Below are 22,277 nucleotides of genomic sequence, written 5' to 3'. Positions count from 1 at the left end.
AACGTTTACTTCTTGTTTTTTGCGTAATGCTTTAAAAGCCCTGGCACATCTAAAATCAGTGCAATACCACCATCAGAGGTAATCGTTGCACCGGCCATACCTGGCGTACCATGTAATAATGTACCTAGCGGTTTAATTACCACTTCTTCTTGACCAATAAGGGAATCAACCACAAAGCCAATTTGCATTGTGCCCAATTGAACAATAACCACGTGACCATGGGCTTTTTCACCATGGGCAAAGGTCTCTGGATTGCGGCTCAACCAATGTTCTAAATAAAACAGTGGCACAGCTTTTTCTCGTACAATAACGGTCAACTGGCCATCGACAATATTGGTTTTGGTTAAATCTAAATGGAAAATCTCGCTCACACTCGATAACGGTAGTGCAAACACTTGCTCTGCAACTTCCACCATCAGCGTCGGCATAATGGCAAGAGTCAGCGGCACTTTAATCTCTAAACGCGTCCCCTTACCTTTTAACGAATCAATATGAATCGTACCGTTAAGCTGTGCAATACGGGTTTTCACCACATCCATGCCTACGCCGCGGCCGGAGATATCTGAAATCTCAACTTTGGTCGAAAAGCCAGGTGCGAAAATAAGGTTATAGGCATCGGTATCAGACATACGAGCAGCGGCATCTTCGTCTAATACACCACGGCTGATGGCGATCTGTTTTAACTTCTCAGGATCCATACCGGCACCATCATCTTCAATTTTAAGAAGAATATGGTCGCCTTCTTGACTGGCCGATAGCGTAATCGTTCCCGTACGCTCTTTACCATTTGCCTCACGCTCATCGGGCATTTCAATACCATGGTCCACCGAATTTCGCACAAGGTGAACTAAGGGGTCGGCTAATGCTTCAACAAGGTTTTTATCAAGATCGGTATCTTCACCAATCATGCGAAGATCAATCTCTTTGCTCAAGCTTCTGGCTAAGTCACGTACCACCCTTGGAAAACGACCAAATACTTTTTTGATCGGCTGCATACGGGTTTTCATGACTGCACCTTGCAAATCAGCAGTCACCAAATCAAGGTTAGCCAAAGCTTTAGACATATCTTCATCGTCACGAGATATCCCAAGGCTCAACAAACGATTCCGCACTAACACTAATTCACCAACCATATTCATAATCTGATCCAGTCTTGCTGTATCGACTCGAACGGTGGTTTCGGCTTGTGGCATATTGACAGCAGGTGCCTTCGCCGCGGCTTTCTCTTTTACCGGTGGTTTAGCAGCAGGCTTTGCGGCGGCTTTTGGCGCGGCGGGTTTAGCAGCGGCAGGCGCGGCTTTTGGCGCTGCGGGCTTAGCGACTGCAGGTTCAGGCGTGGGGGATGTTTTTGCCGAAGCCGCTCCAGGCCCAGCACCAGAGCCATGCAATTCATCTAATAAACGCTCAAATTCGTCTTCAGAGATATCATCTGAGTCCACTGCGGGCTCAGCTGTTTGCTCTACTGGGGCCGGCGCTGAGTCGCTTTTAAACTGGCCTGAGCCATGCAACTCATCAAGTAAAGATTCAAACTCATCATCAGTGATATCATCACTTGCCACTGTCTCTGCAGGCTGTTCAACTTTTTGAGTGGTATTATTAGAAGGCCCCTTGCCACTGCCATGCAGTGCATCTAATAAAGCTTCAAATTCTGATTCATCAATATCGTCGATGCTGCCATCACCGGCAATTGAGTCAACTGTCGACGGCGTTTCAGGCTCCGCAACTACTTGAGGTTCTTGGGGTTCCTCAACAAGCTCTTCAACAGGTTCTGGTGCCACATCAGCACTTGCTGCGCCACCTTCAGAAGGTAACAGTCCACCAGAGCTCAGTAACTTTAGATTGGCTAACAGCTCAGGTTCTGCGGGGTCTTGCTCTTCACCGGCTTGGGTTTGAGCGAACATCGAGTTGATAGAGTCTACTGCTTGAAGTATGACATCCATGAGTTCTGCCGATACACTACGCTTGCCGGTCCGCAGCAAGTCAAAGGTATTTTCTGCCTCATGGCATACATCAACCATAGGTGTAAGGCTTAGAAAGCCTGCACCACCTTTTACGGTATGAAATCCCCTGAAAATTGCATTCAGCAATTCAGTGTCATCAGGATTATTTTCAAGTGTTACCAATTGCTCAGATAAAAGCTCAAGAATTTCTCCAGCTTCAATCAAAAAGTCCTGCAGTATCTCTTCATCAACATCAAATGACATTAACTTGACTCCTAATTAGAACCCTAAGCTTGACAACAGGTCATCAACTTCATCTTGTCCTGTTACAACATCATCACGCTGCTCAGCATTCATGATTGGGCCTTCGGCCTCTACATTTTTATCTTTTAATTTTTCGTCATTAGCATCAGGCTGTTCACCAAATACCGTGAGCATAGATACGAGGTTATTCTCTACTTCGCGAACGAGCTCTATCACACGACGGATCATTTGACCCGTTAAGTCTTGGAAGTCCTGCGCCAATAAAATGTTATTCAACAGCTCTTTTAGTCGATTGGAATCCGCTTCACTACGCTCAATAAACTGTTGTACTTCATGGCAAAGCGCCTTGAATTCATGAAGCTCCAAATCACGCCTCATCAATCGGTCCCATGTTGGTTTAACGGCTTGAACATTGCTGGTCAATGCATCTGCCAAGGGTAGAGACTCTTCTACCGCATCCATGGTTTTGTTAGCTGCTTGCTCCGTCATATCAATGACATAGTTCAAGCGCTCTTTCGCATCAGGAATTTCACTGTTTGCCAGCTCGACCAGACGACTGTCGACTTGAAAGTCTACAATGGCGCTATGAAGTTGTCGTGTCAGACGGCCAACCTCATCGAATAATTCTTTTTGAATTGGTGCAGCTAACTCTCTGACTATTTCGTCAGCTTGTTCCTGCTCATTAGACTCAAGTAATTCAACGAGTTTTTGAGCTTGTTCTAGGGTAATTAACCCCGACGTTTCTGCCTGCATAGCTCAACCTTGTTTAACCAAGTCGCTCGAAAATTTTGTCTAACTTCTCTTTTAATGTTGCAGCAGTAAATGGCTTAACCACATAGCCATTCACACCAGCTTGCGCAGCAGCAATGATTTGCTCTCGCTTTGCTTCAGCAGTCACCATCAACACAGGAATATGCTTTAGTTCTTCGTCGGCACGTATTGCTTTAAGAAGATCGATCCCTTGCATACCGGGCATATTCCAATCTGTTACAACAAAATCAAAATCGCCTTTTTGCAGCATTGGTAATGCTGTAGAACCATCATCTGCCTCTTGGGTATTATTGAACCCCAAGTCTCTTAACAAGTTCTTGATGATACGTCTCATTGTTGAGAAGTCGTCAACAACAAGAATCTTCATATTCTTGTCCAAGGTTTCCTCCGCGGAACTGTAATTATATTGCTCAAGTAATTATTATGTGTTTGTCCAATGCTTTAGTTTAGCTTTTAATCTCAACATAGCCTGACTTAATATCTGACTAACACGAGACTCACTAACTTCAAGAATGGCGCCAATTTCTTTCAAATTCAGTGCTTCGTCATAGTATAGCGACAAAACAAGCCCATCTCTTTCGGGTAATAACTTAATTGCCTCAACTAAGGCTTCGTGAAACTCTTGTTTCGCTAAGGAGTCAAAAGTGTCATCTTCAGAATTATCTTCCTGTGATATTACATCGACCGATACGCCAAGATCTTCAATACCGACAACTTTTCCTACTGATACGTCATTAAGAATATGATGGTATTCATCCAATGACATATCAAGTCTTTCTGCAATTTCATTATCTTTAGCATCACGCCCGAGCTCTTGTTCAAGCTCATCGATAACTTGAGCCACTCGGCGTTGATTGCGATGTACCGATCTCGGTACCCAATCACCACGGCGAATCTCATCGAGCATCGAGCCGCGAATGCGAATCCCTGCAAAGGTCTCAAATTTAGCGCCTTTGCTACCGTCAAATTTTGTCGACGCTTCAAGTAATCCCATCATGCCAGCTTGCAATAAGTCATCTAGTTGCACCGAAGCTGGCAAGCGAGCCATTAAGTGGTGAGCAATTCTCTTAACCAACGGTGCATACTGTTCTACGATAGACGTCTTATTATCTAAACAAGTATACGCTGCGGCTTTACTCACTCGCACGGTCCTCTTGATACTCAGGTCGTTGCACCAAGCGCTCGACAAAAAACTCTAAATGACCACCGGGTTGCTGCGGAATAGGCCAACTAATGATTTTATTAGCAAGACCATGATACGCAATAGCTGCAGGTGATTTAGGAAACGCTTCCACAATCAACTTTTGTTTACGCACTGATTTACGTAAATTTTCATCAAATGGAATTGTGGCTACTAGCTCAAGCGCAACATCTAAGAAACGATCTGTCACTTTACTAAGTTTGGCGAACAATTCCATGCCCTCGCGCAAACTTCTGACCATATTGGCAACAATTTTGAATCTAAAGACACCGTGCTCACGGCTTAATATTTTGATCAAAGCGTATGCATCGGTAATCGATGTAGGTTCATCACACACCACGACCAATACATCTTGTGATGCTCTTGAGAAGCTAAGGACCATATCAGAAATCCCAGCTGCAGTATCAACAATCAATACGTCAAATTGCGTACGCATCTCACTAAATGCGCGAATAAGCCCCGCATGTTGTGCTGGAGTGAGCTCAACCATGGCTTGTGTTCCTGAGGTCGCTGGAACAATGCCGATTCCTTTGGGGCCACGTACAATAATGTCATCTAATTCAGCATCACCGGATAGCACATGTGATAAATTTCGCTCAGCGCGCAAACCTAACATCACATCGACATTTGCTAGGCCTAAGTCAGCATCTAACACTAAAACCCGCTTGCCCTTTTCAGCCAACGACACCGCTGTATTAATGGAAACGCTGGTTTTACCAACACCACCTTTACCACCAGTTACGGCTATTACTTTTACTTTTTCGTTATATGGTTGATTCATAATACGTAAACCGCTTGCTTGATCCCGAGTCATTGCTTTACTCAAATGCATAGGCCCTTTTTTCAGCCCGTTCAATGTGTTGTACAGGTTGTTCTTTTTTATCTAAGACAGATAGCGCCTTGTTGGCTAACGCTAACGTATCAGCCACTTGCATATCTTCTGGTACACGTTGGCCATCTGTCACATAACTTAATGGTAACCCACTTTGAATCAAAACACTTAACGCCGGCGCCAAGGACACTGATTCATCTAGTTTAGTTAACACCGCACCAGATAAGGGTATTCTAGTAAACTGTTTTACTGCATCTTCCAACACTCTACGCTGGCTTGTAGACGACAGTACCAGATAACTTCTAATTGGTAATCTGCTATTTGCAGCTAAATTGTCCAACTGCTGAAAAAGTCGCACATCACGTTGACCCATTCCAGCTGTATCTATCAATACTAGCTTGCGATTACGATATTGATAAAGTATCTGTTCTAATTCATTAAGATCATGAGCCTGTTTCACTGGGCACCCCATTATTTTGCCATAGGTTGCCAATTGCTCAAAGGCTCCAATACGATAATGATCCGTTGTAATTAATGCGACTTGATCTGAGCCATGTTTTGCAGCAAATCGCGCCGCTAATTTGGCCACACTCGTAGTCTTACCCACACCTGTTGGACCAACAAATGCCACCACGCCACCTTGTCTAACGATGTCATCACCTTGATTATCGAGCATATTAGCTAGGCTCTGTGGCAGGGTTCTAACCAGCTCTGCAGGTTGATAATGTTCGCTAAGCGCAGACAGCTTCTTGGCAACATCTGCAGAAAACTCTGCTTCTAACAGACGACTTTCAAGCATCGCCCCAACAGGATCGGTGCGCTTTTTTTGCTCCGACATCAGTGAAGTGACTTGATGAGTTAATAAATCTCTTAGTGAAGCAAGCTCCTCACGCATCAGCTCAAACTCTTGGCTATTATCTTTAGCTTGGGGCTTACTGACATATCGGGTCTCATCAAGCTTAGGTTGAACAGGCTTAGTCTCTTCAACAGCAGCGCTTAATCCTTTGGCCCACTCAGGCATGTCAAGCTCTTGATCAACATTACCGACATGTTGGTTAACTCGGCTCTGCTGCCTTTCAAGCAAGGCCTGCAAAGAGTCTGCTGGCGGAGTTGATTTGGCGCGAGATTCCGCTTTAATCGCTTGGGAGCCTATAGAAACCTGCTCCTCTGCAAGGTTCATAAATGCAGGTTGCGCAGCGGGTTTTTCTTGAGCTTTAGGCTTTGGCTCATCGTAGTCAACTGCGGCAACAATCTCGATACCACCAGCGACCTTTTTATTTGACATAATCACCGCATCTGACCCTAGTGTCTCTTTCACTTGAGCAAGTGCTGCGCGCATGTCTTTTGCAAGAAATCGTTTAATTTTCACTTACAAACCCTCTACTGACCAACTGCAGATACGATACGTATTTGCTTTTCATCAGGCACCTCTTGATATGAGATCACCCTGAGATTAGGAATGGTATGTTTAACAAAGCGTGACAATGTCGAACGCAACATACCCGATGTGAGCAAGATAGCAGGCTGACCCACCATTTCTTGGCGTTGCGATGCGTCTAATAACGACTTTTGCATCCGCTCTGCCAGGCTAGGTTCTATGTTAGGACCTTCGCCGCCCGTCGCTTGCATTGACTGATGCAACATCTGTTCCAACTCTGGCGCCAAAGTAATGACAGGGATTTCTGCCTCAGGGCCGCTGATTTCTTGCACAATCATACGTTTGAGTGCAATACGCACTGCTGCAGTTAATACCTCAGTATCAGTGCTCTTGGCACCGTATTCTAATAATGTTTGGACAATGGTCTTCATGTCTCGGATAGAGACACCCTCATTGAGCAAGTTTTGCATTACCTTCACTACCGTACCTAATGGCATCACATCAGGGATAAAGCCATCAACCAGTTTCGGTGAATGCTTAGCCAACATATCCATTAATTGCTGCACTTCTTCATAACCCAATAGCTTCGAGGCATTATTGGTAAGCAGCTGGCTTAAGTGCGTGGCAACAACCGTTGCTGCATCAACGACCGTGTAACCTAAGGTTTGTGCATGTTCTCGCAACTCAGGAGCAATCCACACAGCCTCCAATCCGAATGCGGGGTCTGTGGTCGCAACACCATCTAACGCTCCATAAACTTGCCCTGGGTTAATGGCGAGTTCGCAATCATGTCGAATTTCAGCCTCACCTGAAGCAACGCCCATTAAGGAGATTCGATACATATTCGGTGCTAAATCAAGATTATCGCGAATATGCACTGCAGGCACCAAGAAGCCCAACTCCTGCGATAATTTTTTACGCACCCCTTTAATGCGGCCAAGCAATTCACCACCTTGACCTTTATCAACCAAAGGTATCAAACGATAGCCGACTTCTAAGCCAATAGTATCAACATGTTGTACATCGTCCCAGCTGAGCTCTTTGGGTTTAGCATCTGCAGGGGTTGCAGGGGCATTCTTAGCCTGTTCGAGTGCGGTTTCACGCTCTTTTTCTTTCTTACGATGAATATAATAAGCGACCGCTGCCGTGATTAACCCAAACGATAAGAACGCAAAATGTGGCATGCCCGGTACAATACCCATAATCAAAAGTACACTTGCAGCAATCGCAAGAGACTTAGGATTGTCAAACATTTGGCTCATCATCATCTGGCCCATATCACCAGATTCGTTTTGTCTTGTTACCATCAATGCAGCTGCAATTGACAACAATAGCCCAGGTATTTGCGCCACTAGGCCATCACCAATGGTCAATAAGGTGTATATCTCAACCGCTGATGAGAAGTCTAAATCATGCTGAACCATACCGATAACAAAGCCACCAAGAATGTTGATGACTAGAATTAAGATACCGGCAATAGCATCACCTTTCACAAATTTAGAAGCACCATCCATCGCCCCGTAAAAGTCCGCTTCTTTGGTGACTTCCGCGCGTCTCACCCGAGCCTGTTCTTGATTTAATATCCCCGCATTTAAGTCAGCATCAATCGCCATCTGCTTGCCTGGCATTGCATCAAGTGTAAAGCGAGCACTAACTTCAGAAATACGGCCAGCACCTTTAGTCACAACCGCAAAGTTAATGATAATTAGGATTAAAAACACAACAAGACCAACAGCATAGTTACCGCCAATTACCACGCTACCAAAGGCTTCAATCACCTTACCCGCGGCGTCACCACCATTGTGACCTTCAAGTAACACCACCCGTGTAGAGGCAACATTGAGCGCCAATCTCAGCAAGGTTGCCACTAGCAACACACTCGGAAACGCAGCAAAGTCGAGTGGTCTATCGGTATAAATGGCCACCAATAAAACGACCAATGCCAGTGCAATGTTAAAAGAAAACAGAATATCCAACAGGAATGCTGGCATCGGAAGCACAATCATCGCCAGTGCAGCTAGAACTAGCAGAGGTGTCCCAACACCTTTGAATGTTGCAGGTTTTATTTGTTTTATTTGACCTAAGCCAGCTTTAAGATCCATTCACCAAGCGTCCAAACTTTGACAACTAGCCCTTATTCAGCAATTTTCAAGCCAACCTAGGGACAATGATGTAAATTATAACGGCTTACTCAGCAAAATTACATTTAAAAACGCAATTAAGTGGCTGTTTTTATATGATACCAATCAGCATAAAGATGTGATCGCTCAGCGAGAGTTTAGCGCTTCTGAGACAAGGTCATTAAATGCTCCTCGGTAACTGCTCCTGCGCTACTCTACCTTCTATATCCCTATAGTCGTGCATTAATGACATTCACCACATCCATGTGGCTTGCAACGAATGAAAGGCATAGCTACTCAACGTTCAAGTTCGTTCACACAGGATCAGAAGTGCTAAAACCCACCCTTTGGGCGCTTTTTTGGCTGTCTACTTCTTCGTTGAGTAACTTCCCAATAGAACCACTATTACTTAAGTTATTCGTCTCGAATTAGTTAGCCAAAAATAACTCTGAATAGATCACTTTCTTATGCCGATTGGTATAAAGATATATTTGAGGAATAATTACTCAGAAACAACGTGTATTAATGTTTCAAGTCATCAGGGATTGGTTGGTTAAGCGGAATAGGCGTAGGCCTTTTACCACCATGTTTTTGAAACTGCCGCAATTGAAATACATAGGCTAATACCTGAGCAACAGCAGTAAACAGCCCTTCCGGAATCTCTTGGTCAATCTTAGTGGTATGGTATATCGCCCTTGCTAACGGCGGCGCAGACACAATCGCAACTTCATGCTCACGGGCAATTTCTCTAATTTTAAAGGCTACATCATCTACCCCTTTTGCTACCACGAACGGTGCAGTCGCTTTCGCTGCATCATACTTTACCGCAACCGCATAATGCTCTGGGTTGACCACGATAACGTCAGCATTTGGTACTTCAGCCATCATCCGTCGCTGCGCCATTTCTCGTTGAAGCTGACGAACTCTTCCTTTTACTTCAGGTTTACCTTCGGTGTCTTTGTACTCATCTTTGACCTCTTGTTTGGTCATCCGCAGCTGTTTACTGTGATTCCAAATTTGAAATGGCACATCTATCAATACAATAAGCACTGTGGATGAACATAACACAATAAACATCCAAACCAACAAATCTAATGCGTCATACACATTTGCTGGTAAATACCCTTGTGACAGTGTCAAAATATCATTGAAATAATAGCTCAATAGAAAATAAGCCATTAATGCAACAACTGAGAACTTCGCAACCCCTTTTGTCAGCTCAACTAAAGCCTGCACACCGAACATTCGTTTAAAGCCTGCTATCGGGCTCATTTTACTAGCCTTTGGCATAAAAGCTTGCACAGAAAAGGTAATTCCACCTAAAACTATATTTCCAATAAAAGCCACTAACGCCATAAACACGATTAAAGTAAGCATTGGAATGGCAAGTTCAGAGCCGACAATTTCCCAAACCAGAAACATAGAATTAGTGTCATAGATTTCAGCACGATCCATGATAAATAAATTTTCCATCATGCTATGAAGCGCAGAAGCTAGGCCCGGACCTAACATAGCAAAGCCCACTGCTGCTGCCATTAACACCGCCGAAGTGCCTAACTCTTTTGAACGTGCAACCTGGCCTTTTTCACGTGCCTGTTGCACTCGCCTGGGGGTTGCCTCTTCGGTTTTCTCTTGGCTGCTATCATTCTCTGCCACTAGAAACCTCCATCAACACGGCACTGCAACCCAACAAGATTACAAAGCAGGATTTGCGCTGCCGTCCACACTTCATCAAAATGCGCCATAATCGGGGTCAGTGTTAACCATAAAATCAGCAAACCACTAACCATAGTCACAGGGAAACCGATGGCAAAAATATTCAGCTGTGGTGAAGCTCGCGTCATGACGCCAAATGAAAGGTTAATCAATAACAGCGCTACAATAGCCGAAATCGACATGGTTAACGCTGCACCAAACATGTAGCCACCAAATTCCGCCAAGGTTCGATAGCTAGCCACTGCAATACCTGAATCTGACACCGGAATGGTTTCAAAACTGGCGACTAACATGCGAATCAAGGTGAGATGACCATCCACGGCCAAAAAAATCATCGTGGTAAGCAGGAGGAAGAAGTTACCAATAACAGGGGTTTGCTGACCAGAACCAGGATCAACCATTGACGCAAAACCCAAACTGGTTTGCATACCAATAATTTGCCCTGTCAATACAAACGTTTGCATCACTAAGAGGGTGACAAAGCCCATAGCAACACCAATGAGTATTTGCTGCAAACTAATAAACACCGCACTTAATGCAAATAACTCAGTATTTTCTACGGGAGGAAGCACTGGAGCGATGGCGAAAGTGATAGCCACAGAAAGGAGCAACCTAACACGAGCCGGTGTCGTATTGGCGCCAAAAACTGCCATCACCATCAACATGCTAGAAACACGAAAAAGTGGCCACATGTAACTGGCCAGTGTTTGCATGATGGTAGACATGAGAATTTCCATCGCCTACCTCTTTGCCTGACAGGTTAGCCTACACATCGACAACAAGCCATTGACTAACCTACAACCACGGGGATCATATTGACCATTTCCATAAAGAACTCCATCATGGTTTGTACGAGTAGATGCCCTAATATCATCAAGGCAAACAGCGTGGTCAACAAACGAGGTAGGAAACTCAACGTCTGTTCATTAATGGAGGTTGCCGCTTGAAATACCGCAACCACAAGACCCACAATTAGCCCCGGCACAATGATCATAGAAACAATTGTCACAATAACTGACAATGCTTCTCGGAAAATATCAATCAGTGCTTCAGGTGACATAATCTTCTCTACAAGCCAAAACTGTTCGCCAAGGTTCCCATCACCAAGCTCCAGCCATCAACGAGTACAAACAACATTATTTTAAACGGCAATGATACAATCATGGGAGAGAGCATCATCATACCCATAGCCATTAGAATACTGGCCACAACTAAATCTAATACCAAAAACGGCACAAACAACATAAAGCCAATTTGAAAAGCGGTTTTCAATTCACTGGTAATAAAAGCGGGGATTAACACACTCATCGGCACATCTTCAGGTTCGTTAATACCTTGGTAGCCGGAAATTTCAATAAAAGTTTCTAAATCAGTATTACGTGTTTGACTATGCATAAATTCGCGCAGCGGCCCCTTACCCGAATGAAAAGCTTGTTCGATGTTCATCGACTCATTCATATAGGGCTTTACAGCTTGGTCGTAAATCTTGTCAAAAACCGGTGCCATAATAAAAAACGTCATGAATAAGCTCATGCCGATTAACACTTGGTTTGAAGGAGTTTGTTGTAAACCAATGGCTTGCCTTAAAATCGACAACACCACTATGATTCGAGTAAATGATGTCAACATGATGACCATTGCCGGTAAAAAGCTTAATGCCGTCATCAGCAACAATATTTGCATGGTAACCGAATATTGAGCAGAGCCATCAGGCCCGGTGGTCACAGTTACCGCCGGTAAAATACCATCTTGTGCACTCACGGTTCCCGACAAACTAACCGCAATAATACCTAAAGTGATTAATATCCATTTCATGATTGTGATGACTTCGCTTGTCTTAATCGGCTGGCAAAGGATTCTTGCTCTATCGTAACAGGTTGCTCAAGCTTATCGATTAAATTCACTTGCTGAGCTGTAACCCCAAGTAGATATTGTTGGCCATCCACTTCGACAAGCACCATTTTTTCTCGTTGCCCTAGTGGGGTAACCGCTAATGTTTTCAATGGTCCATGACTTGTCGGCACTAACTTAAGGCGTTTAACGATATAAGCGAGAACAAAAATAATGGCAATAACAACGATCAATCCACCCAACATATTTGCCAGGGTGGTAATGGCGGACTCTTTCTCTAGCGCGGCGGTTGATGGAGCTGCAGCACTTACGGTGCTAAAAGCCCAAGAAGAAATACTCATTTATCGCCTCACTTTAACTTCTTAATTCGCTCAGTTTGGCTAATAACATCGGTTAGTCGAATACCGAACTTATCATTGACAACCACCACTTCACCGTGTGCGATCAATGTGCCATTTACCATCACATCTAATGGCTCACCAGCTACCCTATCCAGTTCAACTACAGAGCCCTGATTCAATTGTAGTAAGTTACGAATACTGATAAAACTGCGACCCACTTCCATCGAAATGGTCACCGGAATATCCATGATTGCATCCAGTTTTGCGGCATCATCTTCCGACAACGGCGCGGGCTCATTAGCTAGTTCATCTAGCTCTACAGCTTGTGCTTCTTCAATAGCCTGCTCAGCCATCGCTGCTGCCCAATCATCACCCGTATCTTCTGTACTCATCTCTCATTACCTTCTGGCTGTGGCACGTTTAAATAAACGTTACACTATCAATTATATTTCTTTTCGCTCACGCGCTTTACCTTTGCGCGTAACCAACTGCAATTCTGATTTAACCGTTTCCGGTCTTGGGATTTTGGAGCTAATGCTCAATGCCAAGTTTTCTCGACTGCGTCCCAATTTACAACGGTAAGTAGGCAGATCTTCAACACGCATAACAATATGCTCTGGCATTTCTACCGGAATAACGTCACCCGCTTTAAGTGTCATCACCTCTTTGAGCGTCATTTCATGCTCGACAATGGTCGCATCAATGCCAACTTCTACGTCCATGATTTCATCTTTAAGGGCTTGTGACCAGCGCATATCTGTATCTTGCGTATCGCTTTGCACACCCGCATCGAGTAGCTCACGGATAGGCTCAATCATTGAATACGGCATAGTGATATGGAAATCGCCACCACCACCATCGACTTCGATGTGGAATGAACTAACTACTACGACTTCGGTTGGGCTGACAATATTGGCCATGGCGGGGTTGACTTCAGAGTCCAAATAATCGAACTCGACATCCATCACCGGTGCCCATGCATCTTTGTAATCTTCAAAGATGATTTTCAATAGTAACTGAACAATACGCCTTTCCGTTGGCGTAAATTCTCGGCCTTCAATCTTGGCATGGAAACGGCCATCACCACCGAAAAAGTTATCGACGAGAATGAACACTAACCGAGCTTCCATGGTAATTAACGCCGTACCTTTAAGCGGGCTAAACCTAACCATGTTGAGGCTAGTTGGTACAAATAACGTATGTACATACTCACCAAACTTGAGCATCTGCACACCGTTAATCGAGACTTCTGCTGCACGACGCATCATGTTGAACATGCTAATGCGTAAATGTCTTGCGAAGCGCTCATTAACAATTTCGAGTGTCGGCATCCGACCACGAACAATTCGATCTTGTGAGGAAAAGTCATAGGAGCGCGCATCTAAGCTACTATCCCCAGTATCTTCCTCTTCAACGTCATCAACACCGTGTAGTAGCGCATCAATCTCGTCTTGACTTAGTAGATCACTCACATTTACGCCTTAATTATCCACATACTGACATCATCAATCATTGCATCACAAAACCAGTAAAAAGCACTTTTTCAACTACCTTTCTGCCAGTTACAGGCTGCAAAGTATTTTGCACATTAAGTAATGCCAGCTGACGTAGCTCATCTTTCCCAGCTAACGAACTTAGCTTTTGCTCGTCCGAGCCACTAAAGGTCGTTAATAATGCATCTTCAATTAGCGGAATGTGCTTTTTAATCAATACATCATCATCGGCACCACGTACCATCATTTGCACTTTTATCTCGACCAAGCGTGAACGAGTTTGTCCTGGCAAATTAAACACAAAAGGTCTTGGCATTGCGACATAAAATGCCTCACCTTGGTTAACCTCTTCAACTTGTTCAGTTGCTGTTTCATCAGCTGGCGTGTCGGTTGGCTCGTCGCCACTGAGGAAAAACCACAGTGCACCTGCGATGACTAAGGCTAAAACCACACCAATAACGGCAAAAATAATAATCTTCTTTTTGCTTTTCGGCGCTTCGCTATCCTCAAGCTCCAATGACTCTTCTTCTGCCATCTTAAATCCCCTAGTCGCTTCTGTTTTTTCAGCTAGTTTCGCTAAAATATTACCTATAGATTACCTGCTTATGCGTAATAATCTATACCCGAACGATAAGTAGTTGCTTGATTGTGCGCCAAAATGCTTTCTTCTGCTGTATTTTCATCCGTTTCACCGCTCAGATAACCATTTTGCCCCTGTTCATTGTCGCCTTCAGCACTCTCTTGTTGCTGTTGCGATACATCGCTGTCAGTTAACTGCATCCCCTGCTCAGCTAACATCTCTCTTAATCTAGGTATGGCTTGCTCAACCATATCTCGAGTTTGATGTTGGGCGACTTGGAATTGCACTTGGGTTTGATCACCTTGAACCTGAATCCTTACCATCATGTGACCGAGTTCAGGAGGATCAAGGCGAATTTCAGCGTGTTGAATTCCTTGGCTCACCATGGTGACTAATTGTTGACGCATAACCGGACTAAATTTTTGGATCATGTCCTGCATTTGCTGCGCGCCTTCATGTTGACTGCGTATCGATACCTGAAGTTGAGCAACTTCATTGCGATTAGCTTGCTGCAGTGGCGTTGATAAAGGATTAAGCTTGTTATCCGTCGCTATTGTGGTATTGGTGGTGTCCTTAACTTCCGTTGTGGCACTGTTATCTAAACTGCCATTTGGCGCCATAGTGACCGCTAATTTAGCATCTTTTAGCTGTGATGCAGCCACTTGCTCTGCCACGGTATTGCCGCCTTGGCCTGCCAATTTCTTGATACTAACATCATCTATATTGCTATTAGACGCGCTTTGAGAAATGACATTTTTAGTGGAATCTTCGCCTAAAATATTGGCAACCAAAGAAGTTGAAGCAGGCTTATCTATCGTTGAACTTTGTTGTCCACCATTAATGGCATTGCCTTGGTTAGCTATTAATGTTTTGTGGTCTTTGCCACCTTGCGATACTTGAGTCCCATCAGCTTTTAATGTTGCTGCACTGTCTAATTGTTGTTTGTGTGTTGAAGCCCCGATAACAGCGATATTTTCAGCTGCAATTTTCTTTGCCGCTTCCAGTGTTTGTCGCTCGTTTTCCGTTAAGGCTATTTTGGCGTCGTTATCAGTCTCTACAACTTGACCAAGTATTATCGATTTATCATTAACTTGCTTGTCAATATTGGGCTGACTGACATTTAGCTGACTGACATTTAACTGACTGACTAGCTGTAAAAACTCTTTAGGCGGCAGTGCAATAAGTTCTTCTTTCGGCATACCGGTTTGCGCGGAAATCAACGTCAACAAAGCATCATCATTTTGCAGCAGCTTGCCACTTTCAAGTAATTGCATTGACACTAGTTGACCATCGTCATCAGCTTGCGGCAATTCTTCGCCGCTTTGGTTTATCTGTTCTTCCGCTGCAACTGAATTTGCCAAAGTAATTTGCGATAACACTAAATCAATATCTGCAGCGTCTTGAGACTCACTATCCAAAACCTGTTGCTCTGCTTCATCAGCCGTCGCAAGATCTTCAACAGCAACTTTCTCTTTCGGATCAGCGACAGTTTGACGAGTCACCACTTTACTTTCCCCTTTGCGGGCCTGCTCCATTGCAAAGGAAAAATCGCTATTTTTCGACGGTTTACTGCTGGTTTCACTGCGCTCCGTGCCACTGAAGTCATTAGACTTAATCGCAAGCTTTTCTGCACCGCTCTCGGTGTTTGAGTCTGAATTCGACAGTAAAATATTGTTCATTTGGGACATAATTCCTCCGCAGACACCAGTGATTACGAGCTGCAGTGTTTCAAACAGTGTCAAAAACCCATACATGCTGGGCGGCAATATTAAAGAACAAAGCAAATATGATGCCAAATAGAGGCGATTGGGAGAGCGATTATACCAATCGGCATAAGAAAGTGATCTACTCAGAGCTATTTTGGGCAAACTAGTTCGAGACGAATAACTTAAGTAATAGTGACTCTATTGGGAAGTTATTCAACGAAGAAGTAGGCAGCCAAAAAAGCCCAAAGGGCGAGTTTTAGCGCTTCTGATACTATGTAAACGAACTTGAACCTAGAATAACTATGCCCTTCATTCGTTACCTTGTCTCAGAAGCGCTAAACTCTCGCTGAGCGATCACATCTTTATGACGATTGGTATTACAAATTGATATGCTATTAAGCAGGGCGTGTCGTACTTTCGCGGCTGACTTTTGTTCGAGTGGCAGGACCTAGTCAAAAGCTTTATGAACAGAAGGAGCGGTATGCCCCTAGCAAGCTAAGCAAAAATCAGCTCGAATGTTCAACACGCCCTAGCGACGTGTTTGCCTAAAGTATTGCTGAGAGGCAAATTCATCAAACATTTTCTGTTCAGTTTTATGGGCTTTATGTGCTTGTTGCTGGGCTTTTTTTTCTAATAGCAGCTCTACTGCTTTTCGTTTTTGCTGTTTTTCTTGCCAATGGTTTTGTCGATATTGCACTTGCTTATCAGCTTCGGCTACTCCCAGATGTTGCTTAGCAATCGCATCATCTATTTGACGCACGAATTGATGAAACTGATGATAATAACTTGCGCTAATTTGCCGACCTTGTTGACCTTCCATCTGCTTCATATAGTCTAATCGATAATTTTGCAGCGCTGATAATTGGGACTGAGACTTTTGCAGATCAAGCCGTGCACTTCTTAACTGCAACGCCGCCTGCTCTTCAGCTTCGGTTGCCAATTTAAGTACTGTTTGTAACGGATCAGTCTTAGCCATTATTGCTCAGCAAGCCTAAGTTTGGCATTGCGCTCCCAATTGCGTCAGCATCAGCTCACTACTATCAAAAGTAATGGCCTCTTTCATCGTTTGACGCAAAAATGCGTTCATGGCAGGTTGTAATCGAATAGCGTTATCAATCCTTGGATCACTACCTTGCGTGTAAGCGCCAATAGAAATCAAATCCTTATTTTGTTGATATAATGAATAAACTTGCTTAACCCGTCGCATAGATTCTAAATGCTCAGCACTAATCACCATTGGCGCGACCCGGCTAATAGAGGCTTCAACATCAATTGCTGGATAATGGCCAGAATCGGCCAAAGTACGTGATAATACGATGTGTCCATCCAAAATCGCCCTTGCGGCATCTGCGATGGGATCTTGAAGGTCATCGCCTTCCGTTAGCACGGTATAAAAGGCAGTTATCGATCCTTGCTCGCTGCCACCATTACCAGCACGCTCAACTAACTTAGGCAATTTGGCAAATACAGAAGGTGGATAGCCTTTGGTAGCCGGAGGCTCACCAACCGCTAATGCAATCTCACGTTGTGCTTGGGCATAACGCGTTAAACTATCCATGAGTAACAATACGTTGTAACCTAAATCACGAAAATACTCAGCGATTCTGGTTGAAGTTTCACAGGCGCGCAAACGCATTAATGGTGATGTGTCTGCAGGCGCAGCAACGACAACTGAACGAGCGCGCCCTTCATCACCTAGAATCTCTTCAATAAACTCTTTAACCTCACGGCCACGTTCGCCCACTAGACCAACAACAATCACATCTGCTGTAGTCCCCCGGGTCATCATCCCCAATAGCACACTTTTACCCACACCAGAGCCTGCAAAAAGCCCCATTCGTTGGCCTTTGCCTACGGTTAACATGGCGTTAATTGCCCGTACACCCACATCTAAAGGCTCAGTAATTGCTCGTCGAGCCAACGGGTTGATAGCTGCAGCTTGGCGCGAAGCATGTTGGTCAGTATGCAAAGGGCCAGCACCATCTAATGGCTGACCATTGCCATCTAATACCCGCCCTAACAGTGATAGCCCTACAGGTATTCCCGCTTGCTCACCTAGCGGTGTCACTTTCGCGCCTGGTAACACACCGCTTAGTTCTTCAATCGGCATCAGGTACAACAGCTTGTCATCAAAGCCAATCACTTCAGCAATTAAGTCACCGCTGATGGTTTCGATGCTACATAGACTCCCGACCGATGCGCGGCAACCTGAAGCTTCAAGCGTTAAACCTACAACTCGTACTAGCTGGCCACTAGCTTCAGCAACATAACGAGGTGTTTTCTCGGTATATTGCTTCAACTGGTTAAGCAACTTAAGCTGGCGGGACTTCATCATCACTGCCTTTTAATTCGCTTGTATCATTTTTGACTAAGTCTGGTGCACCAAGCGTTTCGCTGCTATTGTCCGTATCAACTTGCATGTCATTAACACTCACATCCTTAGGACTTGATTCAGCAAGTATCTCATCAGTTGTTTGTGATGAAGCCTCCACTGCAGAAGGTACTGTCTGCTCTATCGCCTGCTGCTTTGACTGCTTTTCTAACTCAAGTCTTTCATAATGACCATCTATATCGCTCAACACTGCATCCATTCGTGTCTGAAGACGCATATCGACGCTACTGCGTTGGCTATCAATCACGCAATCACCTGCAGTTAAGCTAGGGTCAGCTTCTAATTGCCATTGATTCTTATCTAATTGTGCTTGGTCATACAGGGAATGTACGATGGCTAGATCATCGGGGTGCAAACGAATATTTATTTTCTGCTCTTTAATCGGCAGGGAGTCAACACCTTGTCTTAACGCTGACAAAATGTGTTCTGGGTGGGTATGCAACTCATGGCCAATAACAGACCGCGCTAGCGCTCGGCTTAAATTCACCATCTCTTGTTCTATTTCGGTATCGAGCAGACTTAACGGCGCCTCAAACTGACTGAGCAAAGCGTTAAATTGTTCGATCAGTTGTTTAGCTTGGTTTAAGCCCTCTTGTAACCCTTGCTCTTTACCTTGCTCAAACCCTTGTTGATGGCCTTCCTCCAAGCCCGCCAGTCGACCTTTCTCGACACCTTCTACATAACCTTTTTGTTGACCATCGGCAAAGCCTTCTTCTTCGGCTTCGGCGCGGATCTGCTCAATTTCAGCTAATGTTGGCGGTAAGATGGCTTCAGGTTCATCGACCACTTCACGGACAGCATGTTTACGCCCAAAAGCATTAAGCGTATCTTCTGGGACTTTCTGGGTAACGTCGGGAATATGCCAATGATGAAATTCGCTGTCATCTTGCACTACCGTCGCAGCTTTTTGCGCTTTATCACCATCATTAGCCATAGTTATAAGAACTCTTCTCCGCCGCCACCGCCAAGCATAATTTCACCCGCATCGCTGAGACGACGTGCAATAGATAAGATCTCTTTTTGTGCCACTTCAACTTCACTGATACGAATTGGCCCCATCGCTTCTAAATCGTCTTTCAATAGCTCTGCTGCACGTTTGGACATATTGCCCAAGATTTTCTCTTTAAGTTGATCGTCTGCGCCCTTAAGCGCTTTCATCAACACATCTTGCTGTACTTCACGGAGTAACACCTGAATACCCAAATCGTCTACGTCAGCCAAGTTTTCAAATACAAACATCAGGTCTTGTATTTGCTGCGCCATCTCCTCATCAGATTCGCGCATTGTTTCCATCAACTGACTTTCAACACCGGTGTCAAGGTAGTTCATGATGTTAGCAGCCGCTTTTAAGCCGCCCATCTTCGCCGCTTGCGCGCCGCCTTGGCCCGCAAATTGTTTCTCCATAATGTCATTGAGTTCTTGCAATGCCGCTGGTTGAACTTCTTCAAGGTTAGCGATACGCATCATCAAATCCAAACGAGTATTTTCAGGTGCTTGGGCAAAAATTTCTGCCGCCTGGTCTGGCTCAAGATAGGAAAGCACGATCGTTTGAATTTGCGGGTGCTCATTTTGAATAATCGTTGCAACCTGTCTTGCATCCATCCATTTCAGTGACTCAAGACCTTTAGCACCGCCACCCATAATGATTTGTTCAATCAAATTACCGGCTTTATCTTCACCCAACGCGGCGGTCAAGGCTTTACGGACAAACTCTTCACTGTTGAAACCAATAGAAGAGTATTTTTGTACTTCATCAAGAAACAGCTTGTGCACGCCAATGACTTTCTCTTGCCCAAAGTCTTGCATGGCGGCCATCGCCATACCGACTTTCTGCACTTGTTTAGGCTCCAAGTGCTTCAAAATTGATGCAGCATCAGCTTCACTTAAACTGAGTAACAAAATCGCCGTCTTTTCAATACCGGTTAAATCATCGGTATTGAAGCCTGCTGCCACTGTTAGTTCACCGGTTTCTTCACTCATTGTCTTGTAACCAACCTTTCACGACTTGTGTCGATAGTTCAGGCTCATTAGCCACTAATGCCCGTATTGCCTTAATCATATCATCATCTTTATGAAGATCAGGTATTAAAATTGAGCCATCATCAGCATAGCTATACTCAGCTTCAGGGCGATTAAGCATACCTAATGTATCTGCTGCATATTGATCTTCAATTTCCGCAAGCTCATCACCCAATGTGGGCTCATCAGGCATTTTTTCAGTATCTGGATAAATTAAGCGTTTCAACATTGGTCTTACGACGAACACAATCAGCGCTAAAATCACCAACCCACCCATTAGTAGACGTGCGGCACGCCAAAACCATGGTTGCTCCCAAAGTTCAGGTGCTGGCACCTCCTCAACAAGTTGATCCATAAAGGGCACGGTCACCACTTCAATCATGTCACCACGTTGACCGTTAAAACCAACCGCACCTTCTAACAAGCGACGAATATTAGCTAGTTCCTGTTCAGTGCGAGGAACACGGCTTACTTGTCCATCTTCAGCTGCGGCGCCGGTTTTAAAATCAACCGCAACAGAAACACTCACTCTACGCACAACGCCAATTTGCTGACGTGTATGGCTAATGGTGGTATCTAACTCATAATTGCGTGTTGCTTCTCGATGACTACTCCCCGTACTCTCACTCATCTCTTCTGGATTTAGCGCATCTTGAGGAATATTAGACTCCATAGGAGGTTGATTGGTTAAAGCACCAGGAATACCACCAATAGTACCGCCACTGGCGTTATTCTCGACGGTCATCTCACTCCGAATGGCCGGCAAATCTGGGTTATAACGTTTTGCTGTTTGCTCAACCGCGGTGAAGTCCATATTCACATCAACTTGAGAGGTGAAGTTTTCTGGCCCCAGAATCGGCATCAATATAGACTCAACTTTATTGCGATACTCAGCTTCTTTTTGCTGCACAATTTCTAGTTCACGTCTTGCACGCGCAGACACTTCTGTTTGACTACCAGAATTAAGTAAGCGGCCATTGGCATCTGTCACTGTGACTCTCGCAGGCTCTAAGCCATGAACTGCTGACGCAACAATATCAACAATAGAATCTACTTCTTCTTGGCCTAATCCCACTCGGCGAGTGCTAACCACAACTGTTGCACTGGGTTTTGATCGGTTTCTGGCAAAGACATTTTCCTTAGGAATGGCGAGAATGACTTTTGCACGAGTTACACTGCGCAACTCTTCAATAGTGCGGGCTAAATTCTGCTCTTGGCTATGCTTTAATCGTGCTTGCTCCATACGTTGAGAAACACCAAAACCACTGTTTTGGTTAAGGTAATCATTGGCGGCTTCGTTATTATCAAGGCCTGCACGACTTAGCATCATTTTGACATCTTGGTAGCGATCTTCGGCGACTTTAATGACATCCACATCGATTTGATATTTAACTTTGTTTTTATCTAACACGTCGAGTACTTGAACCATCTCTTGGGTGTCCATCTTCCCAAGTGGTCGATACTCAGGCTCTTGGGCCCAAAGCATGACAAAAACAGCAAGCGCTAAACAAATGGCTAATGCCAAAATCATCGTGATTTGACGGAGCATATCGACACTGCCAAAACTGCCAATGCCACCAGGTTTATGCTCTTCTTGAACGCCACCAGCCAAAGTTGTGTCTGCTGTGCCAGCGTTATTCCCTACCACCATATCCGTACTCACAATAGATACC

General features: G+C 44.6%; 21 protein-coding genes. All 21 read right to left on the bottom strand.

What is annotated here, in order from left to right:
* Positions 1–5: 5 nt before the first annotated feature.
* Complete coding sequence (locus ACHUFW_RS03935; RefSeq protein WP_394200763.1) at positions 6–2,204, bottom strand: chemotaxis protein CheA; 2,199 nt, start codon at positions 2,202–2,204, stop codon at positions 6–8.
* 15 nt (positions 2,205–2,219) lie between these two features.
* Positions 2,220–2,957 (bottom strand): protein phosphatase CheZ, encoded by a 738-nt coding sequence (locus ACHUFW_RS03930; protein ID WP_394200761.1) that lies wholly within the window; start codon positions 2,955–2,957, stop codon positions 2,220–2,222.
* A 13-nt stretch (positions 2,958–2,970) separates the two neighbouring features.
* Entirely contained in the window at positions 2,971–3,354 is a 384-nt protein-coding gene (gene cheY, locus ACHUFW_RS03925; protein WP_394200760.1) for a chemotaxis response regulator CheY, read from the bottom strand.
* Positions 3,355–3,396: 42 nt separating this feature from the next.
* Positions 3,397–4,116, bottom strand: a complete 720-nt coding sequence (locus ACHUFW_RS03920; protein WP_394200758.1) for an RNA polymerase sigma factor FliA — start codon at positions 4,114–4,116, stop codon at positions 3,397–3,399.
* Complete coding sequence (locus ACHUFW_RS03915) at positions 4,109–4,990, bottom strand: MinD/ParA family protein (protein WP_028771718.1); 882 nt, start codon at positions 4,988–4,990, stop codon at positions 4,109–4,111. The genes ACHUFW_RS03920 and ACHUFW_RS03915 overlap by 8 nt, the downstream gene beginning before the upstream one ends.
* A 4-nt stretch (positions 4,991–4,994) precedes the next feature.
* A complete protein-coding gene (gene flhF, locus ACHUFW_RS03910) occupies positions 4,995–6,377 on the bottom strand; it encodes a flagellar biosynthesis protein FlhF (protein ID WP_394200756.1) in 1,383 nt (460 codons plus the stop codon).
* An 11-nt stretch (positions 6,378–6,388) separates the two neighbouring features.
* A complete protein-coding gene (flhA, locus tag ACHUFW_RS03905) occupies positions 6,389–8,488 on the bottom strand; it encodes a flagellar biosynthesis protein FlhA (RefSeq protein WP_394200755.1) in 2,100 nt (699 codons plus the stop codon).
* Positions 8,489–9,028: 540 nt separating this feature from the next.
* The gene (gene flhB / locus ACHUFW_RS03900) at positions 9,029–10,162 is read right to left on the bottom strand and encodes a flagellar biosynthesis protein FlhB (protein ID WP_394200753.1); all 1,134 of its coding nucleotides are present in this window, start codon (positions 10,160–10,162) and stop codon (positions 9,029–9,031) included.
* Entirely contained in the window at positions 10,162–10,959 is a 798-nt protein-coding gene (gene fliR / locus ACHUFW_RS03895; RefSeq protein ID WP_394200752.1) for a flagellar biosynthetic protein FliR, read from the bottom strand. Before fliR ends, flhB begins: the two co-directional genes overlap by 1 nt.
* Positions 10,960–11,012: 53 nt before the next feature.
* Positions 11,013–11,282: a flagellar biosynthetic protein FliQ gene (locus tag ACHUFW_RS03890; protein ID WP_394200751.1), complete on the bottom strand. Its 270-nt coding sequence runs from the start codon at positions 11,280–11,282 to the stop codon at positions 11,013–11,015.
* 8 nt (positions 11,283–11,290) lie between these two features.
* Positions 11,291–12,037 carry a flagellar type III secretion system pore protein FliP gene (gene fliP, locus ACHUFW_RS03885; protein ID WP_394200749.1) on the bottom strand — a complete coding sequence of 249 codons (747 nt, stop codon included), beginning with the start codon at positions 12,035–12,037 and terminating at the stop codon, positions 11,291–11,293.
* A complete protein-coding gene (gene fliO / locus ACHUFW_RS03880; protein ID WP_394200748.1) occupies positions 12,034–12,414 on the bottom strand; it encodes a flagellar biosynthetic protein FliO in 381 nt (126 codons plus the stop codon). Before fliO ends, fliP begins: the two co-directional genes overlap by 4 nt.
* 8 nt (positions 12,415–12,422) lie before the next feature.
* Positions 12,423–12,806 (bottom strand): flagellar motor switch protein FliN, encoded by a 384-nt coding sequence (gene fliN / locus ACHUFW_RS03875; RefSeq protein ID WP_394200746.1) that lies wholly within the window; start codon positions 12,804–12,806, stop codon positions 12,423–12,425.
* Positions 12,807–12,857: 51 nt separating this feature from the next.
* Complete coding sequence (gene fliM, locus ACHUFW_RS03870) at positions 12,858–13,886, bottom strand: flagellar motor switch protein FliM (protein WP_394200745.1); 1,029 nt, start codon at positions 13,884–13,886, stop codon at positions 12,858–12,860.
* A 37-nt stretch (positions 13,887–13,923) separates the two neighbouring features.
* Positions 13,924–14,442 (bottom strand): flagellar basal body-associated protein FliL, encoded by a 519-nt coding sequence (gene fliL / locus ACHUFW_RS03865; RefSeq protein WP_394200744.1) that lies wholly within the window; start codon positions 14,440–14,442, stop codon positions 13,924–13,926.
* Between the two features lie 68 nt (positions 14,443–14,510).
* Positions 14,511–16,166 (bottom strand): flagellar hook-length control protein FliK, encoded by a 1,656-nt coding sequence (locus ACHUFW_RS03860; protein WP_394200743.1) that lies wholly within the window; start codon positions 16,164–16,166, stop codon positions 14,511–14,513.
* Between the two features lie 556 nt (positions 16,167–16,722).
* Positions 16,723–17,169: a flagellar export protein FliJ gene (gene fliJ / locus ACHUFW_RS03855; RefSeq protein WP_394200742.1), complete on the bottom strand. Its 447-nt coding sequence runs from the start codon at positions 17,167–17,169 to the stop codon at positions 16,723–16,725.
* A gap of 15 nt (positions 17,170–17,184) precedes the next feature.
* The gene (gene fliI, locus ACHUFW_RS03850; protein ID WP_394201130.1) at positions 17,185–18,525 is read right to left on the bottom strand and encodes a flagellar protein export ATPase FliI; all 1,341 of its coding nucleotides are present in this window, start codon (positions 18,523–18,525) and stop codon (positions 17,185–17,187) included.
* Entirely contained in the window at positions 18,506–19,519 is a 1,014-nt protein-coding gene (gene fliH, locus ACHUFW_RS03845) for a flagellar assembly protein FliH (protein WP_394200740.1), read from the bottom strand. The genes fliI and fliH overlap by 20 nt, the downstream gene beginning before the upstream one ends.
* Positions 19,520–19,521: 2 nt before the next feature.
* Positions 19,522–20,565 carry a flagellar motor switch protein FliG gene (gene fliG / locus ACHUFW_RS03840; protein ID WP_394200739.1) on the bottom strand — a complete coding sequence of 348 codons (1,044 nt, stop codon included), beginning with the start codon at positions 20,563–20,565 and terminating at the stop codon, positions 19,522–19,524.
* Positions 20,558–22,255: a flagellar basal-body MS-ring/collar protein FliF gene (gene fliF / locus ACHUFW_RS03835; protein WP_394201128.1), complete on the bottom strand. Its 1,698-nt coding sequence runs from the start codon at positions 22,253–22,255 to the stop codon at positions 20,558–20,560. Before fliF ends, fliG begins: the two co-directional genes overlap by 8 nt.
* Positions 22,256–22,277: the final 22 nt, after the last annotated feature.

It is taken from the genome of Shewanella waksmanii (assembly GCF_043643685.1).
Lineage (GTDB): Bacteria > Pseudomonadota > Gammaproteobacteria > Enterobacterales > Shewanellaceae > Shewanella > Shewanella waksmanii_A.
The sequence above is the reverse complement of the archived record's forward strand: the minus strand, read 5'-3'. Positions and strand labels throughout refer to the sequence as shown.